At 45.3% G+C, this 17075-nt stretch carries 13 protein-coding genes; 10 read left to right on the top strand and 3 right to left on the bottom strand.

The genetic code is table 11. The features are described from left to right. Window positions 1-91: 91 nt before the first annotated feature. The 6 genes from pabB (at window position 92) to R3P39_RS03995 (ending at window position 7341) form a co-directional block, all read left to right on the top strand. A complete protein-coding gene (gene pabB / locus R3P39_RS04020; protein WP_336565812.1) occupies window positions 92-1444 on the top strand; it encodes an aminodeoxychorismate synthase component I in 1353 nt (450 codons plus the stop codon). Next, window positions 1431-2012, top strand: coding sequence for a CoA pyrophosphatase (locus R3P39_RS04015; RefSeq protein ID WP_336565811.1), 582 nt, complete (start codon window positions 1431-1433; stop codon window positions 2010-2012). The genes pabB and R3P39_RS04015 overlap by 14 nt, the downstream gene beginning before the upstream one ends. Before the next feature lie 156 nt (window positions 2013-2168). Beyond that, window positions 2169-3545 (top strand): L-serine ammonia-lyase, encoded by a 1377-nt coding sequence (locus R3P39_RS04010; protein ID WP_336565810.1) that lies wholly within the window; start codon window positions 2169-2171, stop codon window positions 3543-3545. Window positions 3546-3661: 116 nt separating this feature from the next. After that, a complete protein-coding gene (locus tag R3P39_RS04005) occupies window positions 3662-3892 on the top strand; it encodes a hypothetical protein (protein WP_336565809.1) in 231 nt (76 codons plus the stop codon). 574 nt (window positions 3893-4466) lie between these two features. Beyond that, complete coding sequence (locus tag R3P39_RS04000; protein ID WP_336565808.1) at window positions 4467-6809, top strand: S8 family serine peptidase; 2343 nt, start codon at window positions 4467-4469, stop codon at window positions 6807-6809. A 13-nt stretch (window positions 6810-6822) separates the two neighbouring features. Further along, window positions 6823-7341, top strand: a complete 519-nt coding sequence (locus tag R3P39_RS03995) for a S8 family serine peptidase (protein WP_336565807.1) — start codon at window positions 6823-6825, stop codon at window positions 7339-7341. Between the two features lie 658 nt (window positions 7342-7999). Here the strand turns inward: R3P39_RS03995 and R3P39_RS03990 are convergent. Both R3P39_RS03990 and bamC read right to left on the bottom strand, forming a co-directional pair. After that, window positions 8000-9373, bottom strand: a complete 1374-nt coding sequence (locus R3P39_RS03990) for a YjiH family protein (protein ID WP_336565806.1) — start codon at window positions 9371-9373, stop codon at window positions 8000-8002. A gap of 66 nt (window positions 9374-9439) precedes the next feature. Then, complete coding sequence (bamC, locus tag R3P39_RS03985; RefSeq protein ID WP_336565805.1) at window positions 9440-10501, bottom strand: outer membrane protein assembly factor BamC; 1062 nt, start codon at window positions 10499-10501, stop codon at window positions 9440-9442. 327 nt (window positions 10502-10828) lie between these two features. Between bamC and R3P39_RS03980 the strand changes: the two genes are divergently transcribed. Then, window positions 10829-11362, top strand: coding sequence for a glycine cleavage system protein R (locus tag R3P39_RS03980; protein ID WP_336565804.1), 534 nt, complete (start codon window positions 10829-10831; stop codon window positions 11360-11362). 9 nt (window positions 11363-11371) lie between these two features. Then, complete coding sequence (gene bcp / locus R3P39_RS03975; RefSeq protein WP_336565802.1) at window positions 11372-11845, top strand: thioredoxin-dependent thiol peroxidase; 474 nt, start codon at window positions 11372-11374, stop codon at window positions 11843-11845. Between the two features lie 77 nt (window positions 11846-11922). Here bcp and putP read toward each other — a convergent pair whose 3' ends face one another. Further along, complete coding sequence (putP, locus tag R3P39_RS03970) at window positions 11923-13404, bottom strand: sodium/proline symporter PutP (RefSeq protein ID WP_336565800.1); 1482 nt, start codon at window positions 13402-13404, stop codon at window positions 11923-11925. A 311-nt stretch (window positions 13405-13715) separates the two neighbouring features. Here putP and R3P39_RS03965 point away from each other — a divergent pair, with 311 nt between their 5' ends. Next, a complete protein-coding gene (locus R3P39_RS03965) occupies window positions 13716-14939 on the top strand; it encodes an EAL and HDOD domain-containing protein (RefSeq protein WP_336565799.1) in 1224 nt (407 codons plus the stop codon). An 82-nt stretch (window positions 14940-15021) separates the two neighbouring features. Further along, window positions 15022-17043 carry a TonB-dependent copper receptor gene (locus tag R3P39_RS03960; RefSeq protein ID WP_336565798.1) on the top strand — a complete coding sequence of 674 codons (2022 nt, stop codon included), beginning with the start codon at window positions 15022-15024 and terminating at the stop codon, window positions 17041-17043. The last annotated feature ends 32 nt before the right edge of the window (window positions 17044-17075 follow it).

The raw sequence follows: 17075 nt of genomic DNA, 5'->3' as shown, positions 1-17075 counted from the left end.
TATAGGCTGTTTCAGCACCATAAACTATGGAATAGCTGGTAACTATGATAACCTCCCCGCCCGTTTGGGGCTAGCTTTGCAGGTCAAGTAAATGATAAATGAGCGAATAAACTGTACGAAATTAGATATTAGGCTAACGGCTGTGTCACTTTTTGACCACTTTGCTGACCTTCCTCATGCCATTTTGCTCGACTCATGTGAGTCACAACACATCAACAGTGGCTACCACATTATTGCCTTTGACCCCATTTGCCTGTTACACGCTGAGCAGGGCAAGTGTTTAGTCAATGGGGTTGAATCACAGCACACCCTGTTTACTGAAATGAAGTCACGTTTGGCTGACTTTTGCGACCAGGCTGCACCACATAACTTGCCCTTTAATGGCGGCTGGCTGGGCTATTTTGGCTATGACCTTGGGCGCTATATTGAATCCATGCCAAGCCTGGCTGAGCGCGATATTGACTTACCTGATGCGGTTGTGGGGCTATACCCAGATGCCCTCATCTACGACAAACAAGCGGCTGCTTGGTTTTATGTTGCCCAGCCAGAGTGTAACCGCTTGCAAAATTACTTGGCGAGATTAGAAACACCAGCAACAGCTGAACCGTTTACCCTCACCTCAAGCTGGCAGTCCAACATGACCCCGTTGCAATACCAGCAGAAGTTTAGCCAAATTCAGTCTTATCTACTCAGCGGCGACTGCTACCAAATTAATTTAGCGCAGCGCTTTAGCGCCGCGTATCAAGGTTCTCCTTGGCTGGCCTACAAACGCTTGCAAAAAGCCAACAATGCGCCCTTTTCCGCCTTTATAAAGCTGGTTGACGGTGCCATTCTGTCCGTCTCACCGGAGCGGTTTATTCAGATTAAAGGGGATCAGATCGAAAGTAAGCCAATCAAAGGCACATTACCACGACTGTCAGAGCAACAAGCCGATGCGCAGCAAGCTCAGCGTTTGCAAGCCAGTAGCAAAGATCGCGCGGAAAATGTCATGATTGTCGACCTACTTCGCAATGATCTTGGCAAGGTAGCCAAGCCCGGCAGCGTTAAAGTGCCTAAGTTATTTGATATTGAAAGCTTTCCCGCCGTGCATCACCTTGTCAGCACCGTCACCGCCACTCTTGCTGATGATAAAACCGCGGTCGATCAGCTTGCCGCAGCCTTTCCTGGCGGCTCAATTACCGGCGCTCCTAAAATCAGAGCCATGGAGATAATCGAAGAGCTGGAGCCCCATCGCCGCAGTGTTTACTGTGGTTCTATTGGCTACTTGAGCGGCTGTGGTAATATGGATACTTCCATCACCATCCGTACCTTGGTGTGCCACTATAACAAAATCCATTGTTGGGCCGGAGGTGGTATCGTTAAAGACTCCGACCCCCAACTAGAGTTTGAAGAAACGCACCACAAGGTCAATAAAATATTACCGTTGCTTGATGAACATAGATAAGGTTGTTGCTCAGTTTTTATTATCACCGAATATCCGACACCAGCAAGCGGATATTCGCACTTTGAAACAAAGTGCGGTGCTGATCCCGATTATTGCTATCGAGGAGCAAGCACAACTTATTCTGTGTAAACGCAGCCCAAGCCTTGCAAGCCACCCCAGTCAAATCTGCTTTCCCGGCGGAAAAGTGGAGCAACAAGATGTCAGCCTTATCAACACAGCACTACGGGAAACGGCAGAGGAAATACACTTAGCCACCGACGAAGCGCAGGTGTTAGGCACCTTACCTGCAATGCATACACTGTCTGGCTATCAAATTACCCCTGTGGTGGCCAATATCAATCGCACTGCACGCTGGTCAACACAAAGCGATGAAGTTGCCCACACCTTTATGGTGCCATTGGCTGCATTAGCCAATAGCAGCAACTGGCAGCAGTTGACCCTCAGTTATCGGGGCAAAGACCTAAGCCTCGAAGGGTTTATGACGCCTCATGGGCTATTATGGGGAGCAACGGCAAAAATCATTCAGCAATTATTAGCAACCCTTCAGCCGCCAGACCGCCACTGGTAAGACCTCGAGCTTAATACCACCCTAATTTGCCTTGCTAAGGCTTTTCTTTCATATTTAGTAGTGCTGCTACCATGTTGTTTTACCGAATAAGGGTTACAACCCTAGGTTTACACGTTATGATGGCGTCCGTTTTTTAAGGCAATGTGAGTAAAGTTTATGATCAGTGCATTCGATATGTTCAGTATCGGTATTGGCCCTTCCTCGTCACACACCGTGGGCCCAATGCGTGCATCCAGATTATTTGTTAAAGATCTGCAAGCACAAGGCATCGTTGATGATATTACCGCTGTTAAAGTGGAATTATACGGTTCATTAGGGCAAACAGGAATTGGCCATGGCTCTGGCAAAGCGGTTATCTTAGGCTTAGCAGGCTATGATCCAGAAACCATAGATGCCGATCAGGTACCCGATATTTTAGCGACCATTGAAACCGAGCAGGTTATCTACCTAGACAAGCAATTTAAGGTCGACTTTCCTAAACAAGGTGCTATTGTTTTTCATCGTCGTAAAACCCTGCCAAAGCATTCCAATGCCATGGAAATCAAAGCATTTAAGGGTGATGAACTGCTTCACAGTCAAGTCTATTATTCGATTGGTGGTGGCTTTATTGTTACCGATCAAGACTTTGAAGCCGAAAAGCAAGCGGCATTAGACATTCGCGCCGAAAACCCAGCTCCTTACCCATTTAATAACGCAGAAGAGCTGCTAAACATGTGTAAAGAGTCAGGCTTAAGCGTGTCGTCCTTGATGATGACCAATGAGAAAACGTTACGCAGTGAGAGCGAAATCAAAGATACCCTGTTTAACATATGGCAAGTAATGAAAGCCTGCATTGAACGCGGTATGCGCACCGAAGGTATCTTACCTGGAGGCCTAAAGGTACGCCGCAGAGCGCCAAGTCTTTACCTCAAACTCAATGTTGAAAATCACCAAGACCCGCTGCGTGCCATGGACTGGGTTGATTTGTTCGCATTGGCAGTAAACGAAGAAAACGCCGCAGGCGGCCGAGTGGTCACCGCCCCAACCAATGGCGCAGCCGGCATACTGCCAGCGGTATTAATGTATTATCACACTTTTATCAAAGAAGTGGATGTTGAAATTGCCACACGCTACCTGCTTACCGCGGCCGCCATTGGTATTTTGTACAAAAAGAATGCCTCGATTTCCGGTGCGGAAGTGGGCTGTCAGGGTGAAGTTGGCGTTGCCTGCTCGATGGCTGCAGCAGCGTTAACCGAAATCATGGGTGGTAACGTAGTTCATGTGGAAAATGCCGCTGAAATTGGTATGGAGCACAACTTGGGATTAACTTGCGACCCTGTGGGTGGCTTGGTGCAAGTGCCTTGTATAGAACGTAATGCCATGGGGGCAATTAAAGCCATCAACGCCTCACGTTTGGCGATGCGCGGCACGGGTGACCAGAAAGTCAGCCTTGATAAAGTCATAAAAACCATGCTCGACACTGGCAACGACATGAAGACCAAATACAAAGAAACCGCACGTGGCGGTCTTGCGGTCAACATTATTGAGTGTTAACTGACAATTGTCAGTTCCCATAGCCGAGAAATTAATGGCATCATAATGAAAATTATGATGCCATTTTTTATGGCCACACTATTATTGCTATAAACAATCTTAGGGAGTAAACAGTTATGTCTGGCACAACCATGGTGTTTCTAATCGTGTTAATCACTGTTGGCGGCGGGATACTCAGCGAAATCTATAAACGCAGATTGGATTTTAAAAAAGCGCAATCACTGGCTCAAGCAGATCAGCAAGCCTTACAACATGAGATCAAAGCACTTAAATCTCGAGTGGCCGTGTTGGAGCAAATTGTCACGACTGAAGGCTATCAGGTGAAAAAGGATATCGAGAAATTATAATTTCTCGATAGCGCCTACTTTGAGCTATTTCAGGTTGCTTTAGTAATCAAAAGAACACACCAATAATTCATTACATTTAAAAGTGAATCCTCTGAGTTTGCTAACACTGTATAAGCAGCTCTAACTCTACATAGTTCGATATCAAACCGACAGCAACCTAAATCAACGAGCAAATCAGCTTATGGCCAGTTGCTTACATTGATGAGTAATACTCTCTCGAACAAATGAAGGAAGCGCAATGACACCAAAGCAATGGAGGCTCTTAATTGAGCACATCCACAAGTCAGTCAAGAGTATATGTATTGGCTTAAAGTAGTAAATAGCAGTAAAACCGAAACGACTACCACATAACAAAGAAATAACTCTCTAAGTTACAGAATTGTATTTCACAACTTGGCATGAAACACAACAAAAACCCCATTTACATTTGTTTTCAATTACAGTAAAACCATGATATTGATAGATTTTATTGGCAACCACAAACACTTTTGCAGCGCATCTTCACTTTTAACAATTGCTTCTAGTTTGATAATTAAGTAAATTCGGACGCGTAATTAGTACAAAGGTAGATAACATGAATAACAATAAGTTTAAACATGCAGCACTTTCCACTGCTATCGTATTAGCTTTGACCGCCTGTGGAGGCGGCAGCGATAATAATAATACTACTGCGCCTGAAAAGGTAGACACTCCACCAACTGCTGACGTCACTGTCATTGCCGAAGCTAAGCAATGGCATACTATTAATGGTAAATTAGAAGTATCTGACGCGGATGGTGACCCACTTTCATACAGCTTTTTCGATGGTGACACTGAAGTTGAGCCGGATGGTAACGTTTACTCTTTCTCACATGGTACTCTTACTCTCAACGGCACTAATAGCTTCAGCTACATTCCTTTAACCGACGAGCCGGTGACCATTGACTTTACAGTCACTGCCAATGGCCAGTCTGCTAACGGTGCAATTGAAATAGCCAACATGATGACCGACCCATTAGCTAATCAGCAATGGCATTTAAACAACACTGGTCAAAAAGCATACTCTCTTAGTGATGAAACCAAGCAAGGCTTAATCGACTTGTATGTCAGCCTTGAGTTAATGGAAGAAGAAGAAGCTGTTGAATATTGGGATAAACGCTTCGCTGAAGCTGAAACATCTCAATTAGTAAGTGGCGAAGATATGAATGTCATTGGCGCTTACAGCCAAGGCGTAACTGGTGCTGGTGTTACCGCAGTAGTTGTAGATTCGGGCTTAGAGATTCGCCATGAAGACCTTCAACCTAACGTTGTTCCTAATCGCTCACTTAATTTAAATGTTGGGGCGCTCGACAAGACAGATCCGACAAGCGATGCAATTAATGGTGACCATGGAACCAGTGTTGCTGGTCTTATTGCTTCTAAAGGCTGGAATGGCTTAGGTGGCCGAGGTGTTGCCCCTGATACAGGTCTCATCGGTATGAACAACTTAAACGGTGAAAAAGTTGAGCAGATGGAATTTCTGATCCATGGTTTTCCAGGCTCAGGAATAACGGCAGACGAGCCAATTTCTGTATTCAACCGCAGTTATGGTCTTTCATTCCCGACTTACTTTTCATACTCTGAATTTGATGAAAAAGTTGAATCTTACCCTAACCTAAACCTGCGTTCAGGCAAAGGCGCGATCAACATTAAATCAAGCGGTAATGACTTCGAAGGTGTTAGTAGCTCAGGCAGTTTCTGTGCAGACAATGGCGCTAACGACCTTGGCCTTACTTGCTACAATGGTAACGGTGAATCGAGCCAAGCCCACCCATACTACTTCTCTGTAGGTGCCGTGAATGCCAATGGTAAACACACTAGCTACTCAACAGCTGGCGCTAACTTACTAGCCTCTGCACCGGCCGGTGAATATGGCCGCTTAGCACCTGCTATGATAACCACAGATCCAATGACATGTTTGAGTGGTGCATCTGGCTATGAAGGCAAGGCAATTAAATCTTTTGCAGGCAATTATGGTGAAGAGTTTGCAAAGAGCCAGTTTACATTCGACTTTCCAGGCCATCCTGACAACCCAAATTGTAACTACCGTTCAACAATGAATGGAACCTCATCAGCTGCGCCTAATACTTCTGGTGTTGTTTCACTTATTTTATCTGCTAATCAAAACCTAACATGGCGTGATGTGCGACACATCATTGCTTCGACCAGTACTCAAATAGATGCTGATAATGAAGCAGTTGAACTCGAAGTGGGTGAAGGCACGTTTGTCGCGCACTCAGGCTGGGTAGAAAATGCCGCAGGCTTTACGCACAACAATTTATATGGCTTTGGTCGCGTTGATGCAGGCGCTGCGGTAACAATGGCTAAATCATACAATGCTAACCTTGGTGAAGAGGTAATTACTGATTGGGTTGGTAAAGGTACTGTGGTTGAAGAGCAGTCACTTGAGCAAACCATTCCTGACTTCGATGCCAACGGTACAACCGTAAAAGTGACTGTTGACAATGATATTAATGTTGAAGCAATTCAGTTCAAGTTTGACGTGTCCAATGAACAGTTTGGTTATGGCTTTAGCACCGAGTCTGGAACAGTTCAAACCACTGCTGGCTCTGACTTAGCAATTGAAGTCACCTCACCAAGTGGCACTCGTAGCGTTCTTCTTTCATCACATCAGGCTCTGCTATACCCGGCTTATTCATTTGATAATGGTGGCTTCCAGCCAGGCTATATCTTAAAAGATGGCGTATTCTTATCTAATGCGTTTTATGGTGAATCAGCAAAAGGTGAGTGGACAATTCGTTTACTAGATGCAGATAACCAGAGTTTTGCAGCATCTAGTGCTAGTAGTCCATTTGCAGGTTACTTCAACAACCAATCACCAAGCATCTTGATGGGTGCTGCTGTTCGCGTATTTGGTCATAACGTTGCAGCTGAGTAATAGGAGTATTATTATGAAAAAATTAACAATCGCAGCCTTGATTACTGGTAGTTTAGTTGCAACGTCAGCATACGCTGAAGATTTTCTAAACTTACAAAACACTGATAAAAAAGCCATTAAAGTAGAACAAGCCGACTTCGGTGCTTATAAAGTACTAGCTGGCCATAAGCTAGTTTCCAAGTCTATCGCTAACCCTGATGCCATCGTTGGGGAGCATGGAGAGCAGGCTATCGTCAAATCGGACGTAGTCTCAGATAAATTAACTGAAGGTGCCTTAGTTAAAAATATCTTCAATGGTACTGTTTCTACTGTTTCTGGCAATATCAATGTATTGTTAGAAGAGGGTCAATCAGCAAAGGCCATTGCTTCGCAGCTAGGCCTTAAAGTAGAAAAGGTCTTCAGTAACACGGGCATCGTCGTATTTGATGCCAAAAACCATGATGTGTTGAGTATGTATAAGGCCATCAAACAGCTCGATGGTGTTAAAGCCGCTCGTATCGAAGTAAGAAGCTCGCTTCACGAAGCTCGATAAATAGCGTCTCATAACAATAGACTAAAAAAAGCCTCACTGGACTCTAGTGAGGCTTTTTTATTGCCCTAAATAACCCCTAATTTACTAGCTCAAGGTAATACCAACCCGCATTAATACTTGTTCAATTTGAAGGAGCAAATTCGACACTAATTGCGTTAAAAATTCCTTATTTAGAACAACTAAATAGCAAAATTTTTGCCTTGTCTATATAGATGTAGGTACTAGGGCGGTAGCAGGACGCGAGAGCGGGGTTATCGACAGAATTTTCTTGCCTCAAATAGACCACTTAATTAAGTGAATTGATATAACCACACACTTTAATTCAAGCGAGAGCCAATCAATATAGTATTTATGCGGATTGCATTAATGTGCGACCAATCATGTAAGACTTGGTTTTGTAGCCTCTTAGCTCTTTGCCTTTAAAGCATCAGCGAGACGATAGGTATCAATAAAGTAGCACACTAAGCCTAACTATCTCTGTGCTCCGAGAGGGGCTTGTGAAACTACTATGACCTAAAAAATGCAAACTATGGCATGTAACGATATAACTTTTTGAAGAGGCATTTATTGCGAGGCAGATTAATAATAAATACTGGATGCAGTCACCCTGAAGTTTTAGGCTGCTAAATTATACACTTAGCAGCCTAAAACGAATCTCTTATCGCCCTATTAGCCACTTAGCCATAAAGACAATCACAGGCAGGGTGACCAGTGTGCGCAGAATGAAAATAACAAAGAGCTCCCATAAGTTGACTGGGATTTTACTGCCAAGCAATAAAGCCCCTACTTCTGACATATAAATAAGCTGGGTAACACTCATTGCCGCTACAATAAACCGAGTAGTATCGCTTTCGATACTGCCGGCCGCCAAAATAGAAGGAATAAACATGTCGGCAAAGCCCACAACAATGGTTTGCGCCGCCTGCTCGGCTTCTGCCACATTAAGTAGCTCTAAGTATGGCACAAACGGCGTACCTAAAATCTGAAATACCGGCGTGTATTCTGCTACGATAAGTGCCAACGTACCCACGGCCATTACTACCGGAAGTACAGCAAATACCATATCAAGGGCATTGTGAACCCCTTCGCGAACAGTACCTCGCAGTCCAGGCGCGGTCTGAGCTTTACTCAACGCCACATCCAATGAATGAGAAAACAAGCCTTTGCCCTGAGGCACGGCTTCAGAGTCTTGATTGTGATCCGAGCCATCAACGTAGACGTCTTTTTTAAATCGCAACGGCGGCAAGCGAGGCACGATGATGGCAGCAACAAAACCAGCGGCACAAACCGTTAAGTAAAAGGGGGCGAATAAATGCTCCAGCTTCACTTGCCCGATCACCACCAAGCAGAAAGTAATGGATACTGCTGAGAAAGTGGTGCCTATAATGGCCGCTTCGCGCTCAGTATAATGCTTATCTTCATACTGCCTCGCGGTCATTAAAATACCGACACTGCCGTCACCGAGCCACGATGCAACACAGTTAACAGCACTGCGCCCTGGCACGCCAAACAATGGCCGCATTACTTTAGTCAGTAACGTCCCCACCATCTCAAGCAGGCCAAAGTTGAGCAGTAACGGCAATAGCAAGCCCGCTAAAATAAATACCGAAAATAGCACTGGCAATAAGTCATGCAACACCAAAGCGCCGGTATTACTTGAGTGCACTGCTTCCGGGCCGATTGCAAAAAACGTCATGACAATAAAGAGCATGCCCACCAGCCGCGTGACTAGCCATATCCAGCTGACATCAAAAAGATGCCGTAAAATATCCACTTTTAATAGTGCTTGGGGCTTAAACAGCTTCATGATTAAGCTGAGTATGGCTGTAGTACAGACAATGGCTAAAATAAGCTGCTGAATAAAGGGGGCCACCCAAGCTTGTAACGACTTAGCCATCACCGCGATAGGAATCGTCATTGCCTCACCAACAGCAACAGGCGTCATAAATAAGAACACACCTATTAATGAAGGAACAATAAAGGCAAACCAAGTCTGTAACACTGAGCGCGTCGCATTATTATTGTTTATCATTTTTTTACTTCCACAAAAACAAAGAAAAGAGCCGAAGCTCTTTTCGTTTTCAATAGTTTTTAATTTTTAGATGGTTAAGCCTTTTTTTCGCAACAGCTTAATCAGCGCTTGATGGAGGCTATTCATGGTATTAACGTCCAGCACTTCCCCCTCAGCGTCCATCCAAGTAATGGAGGTTCGGGCGTCATCCGTTGCCGACACTTTAATGGTGTAGTCACCATCGGCAATTGGCAAGGCTATCACTTCATCTCCCCAAATTGAGTCCCAAACGCTGTCTTCAGGCGCTTCGTAACGTACCACCACTTCCTGTGACTCTCTGTCTACGCGTATCACCGTAAAGGCACTGCGCTCTAAGAAGTTTGAGAAGCGATCTAACACCGCTTGTTGACCTTGCTCGGTTAGCAGTGCGGCATTACCATCACCATCAAAACCCAGCTCTAAGGCAAGCACTCCTTGGCGTTTGCGCATTTCAACTTGTAAAAGACGATATTGATAATCGAACTCAGCAATCACTTCATTAATTGCACGCACTTCTAAATGCTGTTGTAACAAGTCGGTCAATGGTACCTCATCACTTTGGTAATCCACTAACTCGGCTCTGATTGCAGCAGTACGTTGGTGCTCTTTTTGCTCTACAACAAATTTGAATCTCTGCTTTGAAGGCACCGAAGTTTCTTGCCAAAACCAGCCATCTTCCGGCTCTATGAGAGAGTACCAACCTGTCACTGCCTCTCCAGCAGCTTTATCTTGTGATTGGTAGTCGGTGCCATGCATGGCTAAAACGCCATCAACCGCACGCCAAATGAAAGCGGATAGATCTTCTATGCCATCATTTTTGTCGAAGTAAACCCGAGCGGCTTCATCGCCTTGTTCAACCCAGCTGCCTTTCGCGGCCGTTAATACTTGCTGCGGTGCACGATAGCTAACAGGCTCAGGAGAGCTTTTGTACTGTGCTACAGGCATGGCAAACTCAGGATCACGATAAGGCTGTTCAAGCCCTTCTGGTGCCTTTACTGGGGCATTGGCACGATAATTTCTCTCATGATGTGCATCGTTTGTGAAAATACTACAACCGCTTAAACTCACGGCAATTCCAAGAACCAGTGATTTGGGGATCCAATACTGCACTCATTTACTCCTTAGCAAACCCTTTATTATTCGAATCAAAATTATGATTTAGGATTGCCGAATTGGTTCACACAAAGTTGTTAAAAATTACAAGCTTTGAATTATTAGTGCTAAAACCGCGGTACCCTGCTGCTATCTATTGAAATCAACAGTTACTTAGCAATAGCCAAAAAATTTGCCTTATGTTACTTGTCATACATAAGAAAAACAAGCGAGCGACACGTTTGCAGCTGCGCTATTTTTTTCATCGGTGCTAGCGCTCTTAATCTGATGTGGTAGTATTTCGCGTTAGCCGTGAGCGTATGACGTTAAATCAGAGGGTTAAAAATGACCATGCATGCAAACCATCAACTTGTGCTGACCGCAATAGGTGAGGACAGATCAGGGATCGTTGGTGAATTAACGCAACTTGTTAGTGACTGTAACTGCAATATTATTGACAGCAGGATTGCCATTCTAGGGAATGAGTTTACCTTTATTATGTTACTTTCAGGTGATATGGCATCCATCAGCCGGGTTGAGCACACCTTACCTGCAAAAGGCATGGAGCTGGGGCTGTTAACCATGATGAAGCGCACGTCTAGCCACGTACGAGGCGAGTACAGCGCAGGCTATACTCTAGAGTATGAAGGGGTAGACAGCCCAGGCACCCTTAGCAAAGTCACTCGCTTCTTTGCTGCACAAGGCGTGAATATTTGCTCACTTAGATCCGATACGTTCGAGCAACAAGATAACTTGCACATGCGCTGTGAGCTCGAGTTCAATATTCCTGTTGACGTGGATATTGATGAATTTAAAGTGCAATTCGAAGATCTATCTCATTCTTTAAACGTAGATTATATTTTTAGACGCATTCGCTAAGGATAAAACATGAACACTTTACAAGCGGGTGATAAAGCCCCTCTATTTTCTTTGCAGAACCAAGACGGAGAAACCGTATCTCTTGAAGCCCTGCTTAAAGAGCATAACGTACTGGTTTATTTCTACCCTAAAGCTTCAACACCAGGCTGTACTGTGCAGGCTGAAAACCTTCGTGATCAAAAGGCTGAACTTGCTAAGTTCAATACCGTTGCAGTGGGAATAAGCCCAGATCCCATCAAGCGCCTAAAGAACTTTGAAACTAAAAAAGAGCTTAATTTTGATTTGTTGTCCGATGAAGATCATGCCATTGCTGATGAATTTGGCGTCTGGGGCCTGAAGAAGTTCATGGGCAAAGAGTACGATGGTATTCACCGCATTTCATTTTTGGTCTCTCAAGACGGCAACATTAAACATGTGTTTAATAAGTTTAAGACCAAAGAACATCACCAGGTGGTGTTAGATTATTTGGCTGAAAACAGCTAATTTCGCTTTATAATAAAAAGGCCGGCATCTTTAGGATGCCGGCCTTTTTTGTGTTGTGATAATTATGCCAATAGGTATTAGTCTAACGACTTTTCAACTTTATCAAACAAGGTTTGCACTTCATTGCTAGGCTCTTTGGTCGCCAAGCTCACTACTACAATCGCGATAGTGGCAACAATAAACCCAGGTACAATTTCATAAAGCGTTGCGCTTAATGGCTGACCATCGATGGTGAATGGTCCGTAAATCCAAACCAGCACCGTCACGGCACCAGAGATCATACCCGCTAAAGCACCTGCAAAGTTCATTCGCTTCCAGAACAAGCTAATCAGAATAAGTGGACCAAATGCCGAGCCAAAGCCAGCCCAAGCATTACTCACTAAATCCAAAATAGAGCTATCGCGGTCGTAGGCTAAGTAAATAGCAGCAAGTGCGACAGCAAGCACACTTAAGCGCCCTACTAACACCAGCTCTTTATCCGACGCCTCACGGTGCACGAAGATTTTATAAAAGTCTTCAGTGAGTGAGCTAGAACTCACCAATAACTGCGACGAAATGGTACTCATGATAGCCGCTAAGATTGCCGCCAGTAAGAAGCCCGCAATCAGTGGGTGGAACAACAGCTGAGATAAGATTAAGAAGATGGTTTCCGCATCCGCCACCTCAATGCCTTTTTCATGGGCATATGCCGCACCAAATAAACCGGTACCAACCGCACCCAATGCCGCTACAACCATCCACGTCATACCTATACGACGCGCCGTAGGCATGTCTTTCACACTACGTACCGACATAAAGCGGACAATAATGTGCGGCTGACCGAAATAACCCAGACCCCACGACATGGCCGAAATAATGCTGATAGCACCGGCAGAGCCAATCCAGGTTAGCATTTCTGGGTTCACTTCATTCAAGGTTTGAGAAAGTGGATTGTCCAATAACGAGAAGGTAACTAAGGGCACCAGTATCAATGCCACAAACATAATACAGCCTTGCACAAAGTCCGTCAGACTTACGGCTAAAAAGCCACCAAACAGAGTGTAAAGCACCACCACGCCGGTGGTAATATAAAGGCCACTTTCATAACTTAAGCCAAACGAGCTTTCAAACAGCTTACCACCTGCAACCACGCCTGAAGAAGTATAAAGCGTAAAGAAAACAATGATGACCAGCGCCGAAACAATTCTCAGTGCATTGCCTTTGTCTTCAAAACGATTGGCAAAGTAATCTGGAATGGTGATGGCATCATTGGCGTACTCGGTATAGACCCGAAGACGTGGGGCAACCAGTAAATAGTTTAACCACGCACCAATCACTAAGCCTATGGCTATCCAAGTACTGCTAAACCCAGTAAGGAACATCGCTCCAGGTAAGCCCATTAAGATCCAGCCACTCATGTCTGATGCGCCTGCTGACAATGCAGCAACACTTGGTGGTAAACTCCGTCCGCCTAGCATATAGCCAGATACATCACTGGTTGACTTCTTAAATGCGTATAACCCAATTCCCAACATCACTATAAAGTACAGTGCCAGAGAGATTATCGTACCTGTCTCCAAATTTGCCTCCTAAACTAGTTGGGCTTTTTTCCAAATGTTAGCTATTACTGTTTTACTTATCCGGTTACTAACTGACATTGAAGAAAAGCCAAAACACAAAGTCATCACTATAACATGCTAGGTAAACACACCCAACCGCCTGCGATAACTGACCTTTTTGTTATTTTACCCGCCTTCCATTGTCTTTATTTGACACTCCATCGTGGTTACATTAAATCATTCACAGCCTTAAATACAACTCATTAACGTGACCAAGCGCCGCTTTTATCATAAAATTAAGCCTAAGTTAGTTATTTAATGCGGCAGTATCTATGTATTTTTACGCAGCTCGACAACCCATTTTCGACGCTCATAAAGAATTGGTCAGTTACGAATTACTCTTTCGCGACGGCATTGATAATGTCTTTCCCGACATCGACGGCAACGAAGCCACCAGCCGTTTGGTCGAAGGAAGTCAATTCACCTTTGGCTTAGAAGAGCTTAGTAACAATTACCCTGCCCACATTAATTTTACGCTTGAGACTTTGTTAAAGGGCTACGTGCAAATGTTGGCCCCCGATCAGGTGGTCATTGAAGTACTGGAAACTGTGCAACCTGGCAAGCGGCTGCTTGCTTGCATTAAAGAGCTCCATGAACTGGGCTACGTGATAGCGCTGGATGACTACCAGCATCAAGGGGTATGGCGTCACTTTTACCCCTACATTAAACAGCTAAAAATAGACATTAACCACTGCTCAGAGGAACAAATAGCAACCATAAAAGCAGCTATTAAACCCTTTGAGCAAATCCAACTCATCGCCGAGAAAGTGGAAACCTACGAGCAGTTTGAGCAAGCTAAACAATGGGGGTTTCAATACTTCCAAGGCTTTTTCTTCGCCAAACCGGAAGTGGTAAAAACCAAGGCTCTGGCCCCCTCTGAAATGGCGATGGCGGAATTACTTTATGAAACCTCGAAGGTTGAACCGGATCTCGCTAAAATTACCGATGTCTTTCAACGTGATGTCAATCTAAGCTATAAACTTTTACGCTACGCTAACAGCGCCGTATTTAAGCGCAGAACGGAAATTGCAACCATTAAGCAAGCTCTGGTTGTGCTTGGCAATGAAGAGCTTAGGCGGTTAATTTCGTTACTGTTTGCCGCTCAGTTAAGTACCGACAAACCGCTGGCATTATTATCACTTTCTTTGCTACGCGCGCACTTTATGGAGGCAGTGGCAAAGCAAGCCGCAAAGCTTAGCGACACCGGCAGTGCCTTTTTAATTGGCATGATGTCGTTGATGGATGCCATATTAGACGACGACATGGAAAATTTACTGGCTAATTTACCCTTGGCACAAGAAATAAAAGCCACCCTATTACAGCAACCCACCAGTTACAGTAATTACCTCTTGCTAGCCCAAGCCATGGAGCAAGGAGACTGGAGTCAGGTAGAAAGCCTCAGTGCTAAACTCGACCTCACAAGCCAGCAAGTGGCCAGCATTTATCAACAATCGCAGCATTGGAGTGATACACAAGTTGCCGCGATAGCCAGCTAAGCACTGCGACAATCTGTCGCATCCCAAAGCGCTGCCGTTATAGATAAAATTCTATTATCAATACCATAATAGAGTTAAAAACATGAAACGGACGCTCCTCTCGCTCAGTTTATTCGCCGCTATATCGCTGCCAGTCTTGGCAGACGATGTAGAGCGGATTGTGGTCATAGCACCAATGCAAACGCCTCTGTCACTGGATACCGATCCAAAGGCAGTTCGCCAACCACTTCCGGCCCAAGACGGGGCCGATCTGCTGGCCTCGATACCTGGTTTTTCGCTGGTTAAAAAAGGGGGAGCCAGCGCCGATCCTGTGTTTCGCGGTATGGCAGGATCGCGCTTAGCGATTATTGCCAATAATGGGCAAACTCTTGGTGGCTGTGGCAGTCGAATGGATCCACCTACCGCCTACATTACCCCGCAATCCTACGACAGCTTAAAGGTTATAAAAGGCCCACAAACGGTGCTACATGGTGCCGGCAGCAGCGCTGCGACGATTATTTTCGAACGCGACAAAACGCGCCTAGCAAAAGCAGAGGTAGAGGGTTTTAGCAACTTAGTGGTGTCGGACCAAGGACGCCATAGCTTCAATTCAGACCTAAAGTTTGGAAACACACAAGGCTTTGCTCGCATTGCTGCGAATTACAGTGACAGTAATGACTATGACGACGGCAATGGCAACTCAGTGCATTCGGCTTATCAGCGATGGAACCTGGATATTGAGCTGGCGTATACACCGAGCGATGACGCTTTTTACAGTATTAGCCTAGGTAACAGTGATGCCGAGGTCGCTTACGCCGACCGCATGATGGATGGCAGTCTATTCGACCGTCAACACATCGCCATTGACGTGCAGCTGGATAATCTTTCAACTACCATCGATAGTCTCGCCTTTAGCGCCTATCACAATGAAATTGACCATATTATGGACAATTTCAGTTTACGACCTTTAGTTGCCAATAAGATGATGCCAACGCCCACTGCATCCAACCCAGACAGAACCACACTGGGGGCCAAGCTTACCTTGACTAGCACAGTAAGCCCCACGAGCACGTTGGTTTATGGGGTAGACCATCAACATAATGAACATCGCCTGCGTAAAAGCATGCAAGCGCTCACGCGTCCAGTGTCACAACTACCCAGAAAATCAGATGCAACATTCCAACAGCTGGGTGCATTTATGGAGCTAGAATACCATCTCAGTGATAACAGCCAATGGCTATCAGGGCTTAGGGTCGATGATTGGCAAAGCCAAGATAAGCGCAGCGCTATCAGCGTTATGATGCAAACTAAACCCAATCCCACCGCATTTAGCAAGCGCACTGAAACCCTCTTCAGTGGTTTTACCCGCTATCAAGCACAAAGTAAACATAGCAGCTACTTTGTGGGTGTGGGGCTCACCGAGAGAATGCCAGATTACTGGGAGTTAATCGGAGCTGCACGAGGCAGTGAAAGCAGCATATCGGCCTTCAATGTTGATATTGAACAATCCAAGCAATTCGATGTTGGGGTACTGCATCAGCATAAGCAAACCAATATCAGTGTTTCTGCTTTTTATAACCAAACCGATGACTATGTATTAATTGATAATAACTTCATGACAATGGCCATGCCTCGCAACGTGACACGCAACATTGACGCGGAAAGTTTTGGCATGGAAGCGGAAGTACGCTGGCAGCTTAATAAACAACTGCAATTATCGTCCAGCATGAGCTACGTTAAGGGCAATAACCTCAGCGATCAGCAACCACTGGCACAACAGCCACCACTGGAAGTGCGTTTAGCAGCGAATTATGAGTTTAACTACGACTGGCAGTTTGGTGCGCTACTGACAGCTATAAAGCGTCAACATCGCGTGGCGCTTGGCCAAGGTAACATTGCCGGGCAAGACATCGCGGCAACCTCTGGGTTTGCCACGCTGGCTTTAAATGCCAATTATCAACATAACGATGACATTGAGCTCAGCTTTGGGGTCGATAACTTACTGGATAAGGTGTATGCCCAGCACCTAAGTCGTTCGGGCGCGGCGGTCAGTGGCTACCAACAAACGTCACGGGTCAATGAACCAGGGCGGACCCTGTGGGCGAACCTCAACTGGCGCTTTTAAACAAACTGGGCCGGCTTATTTAGCCGGCCCAT

Source organism: Pseudoalteromonas sp. UG3-2, assembly GCF_037120705.1.
Lineage (GTDB): Bacteria > Pseudomonadota > Gammaproteobacteria > Enterobacterales > Alteromonadaceae > Pseudoalteromonas.
Note: the sequence above shows the minus strand (reverse complement) of the source record. Positions and strands in the feature narration are given on the sequence as shown.

Bases quoted from the DNA above. Each gene is read 5' to 3' on its own strand.
- pabB (WP_336565812.1), top strand. From the start codon at position 92: ATGATAAATGAGCGAATAAACTGTACGAAATTAGATATTAGGCTAACG.
- R3P39_RS04015 (WP_336565811.1), top strand. From the start codon at position 1,431: ATGAACATAGATAAGGTTGTTGCTCAGTTTTTATTATCACCGAATATC.
- R3P39_RS04010 (WP_336565810.1), top strand. From the start codon at position 2,169: ATGATCAGTGCATTCGATATGTTCAGTATCGGTATTGGCCCTTCCTCG.
- R3P39_RS04005 (WP_336565809.1), top strand. From the start codon at position 3,662: ATGTCTGGCACAACCATGGTGTTTCTAATCGTGTTAATCACTGTTGGC.
- R3P39_RS04000 (WP_336565808.1), top strand. From the start codon at position 4,467: ATGAATAACAATAAGTTTAAACATGCAGCACTTTCCACTGCTATCGTA.
- R3P39_RS03995 (WP_336565807.1), top strand. From the start codon at position 6,823: ATGAAAAAATTAACAATCGCAGCCTTGATTACTGGTAGTTTAGTTGCA.
- R3P39_RS03990 (WP_336565806.1), bottom strand. From the start codon at position 9,373: ATGATAAACAATAATAATGCGACGCGCTCAGTGTTACAGACTTGGTTT.
- R3P39_RS03980 (WP_336565804.1), top strand. From the start codon at position 10,829: ATGACCATGCATGCAAACCATCAACTTGTGCTGACCGCAATAGGTGAG.
- bcp (WP_336565802.1), top strand. From the start codon at position 11,372: ATGAACACTTTACAAGCGGGTGATAAAGCCCCTCTATTTTCTTTGCAG.
- R3P39_RS03965 (WP_336565799.1), top strand. From the start codon at position 13,716: ATGTATTTTTACGCAGCTCGACAACCCATTTTCGACGCTCATAAAGAA.
- R3P39_RS03960 (WP_336565798.1), top strand. From the start codon at position 15,022: ATGAAACGGACGCTCCTCTCGCTCAGTTTATTCGCCGCTATATCGCTG.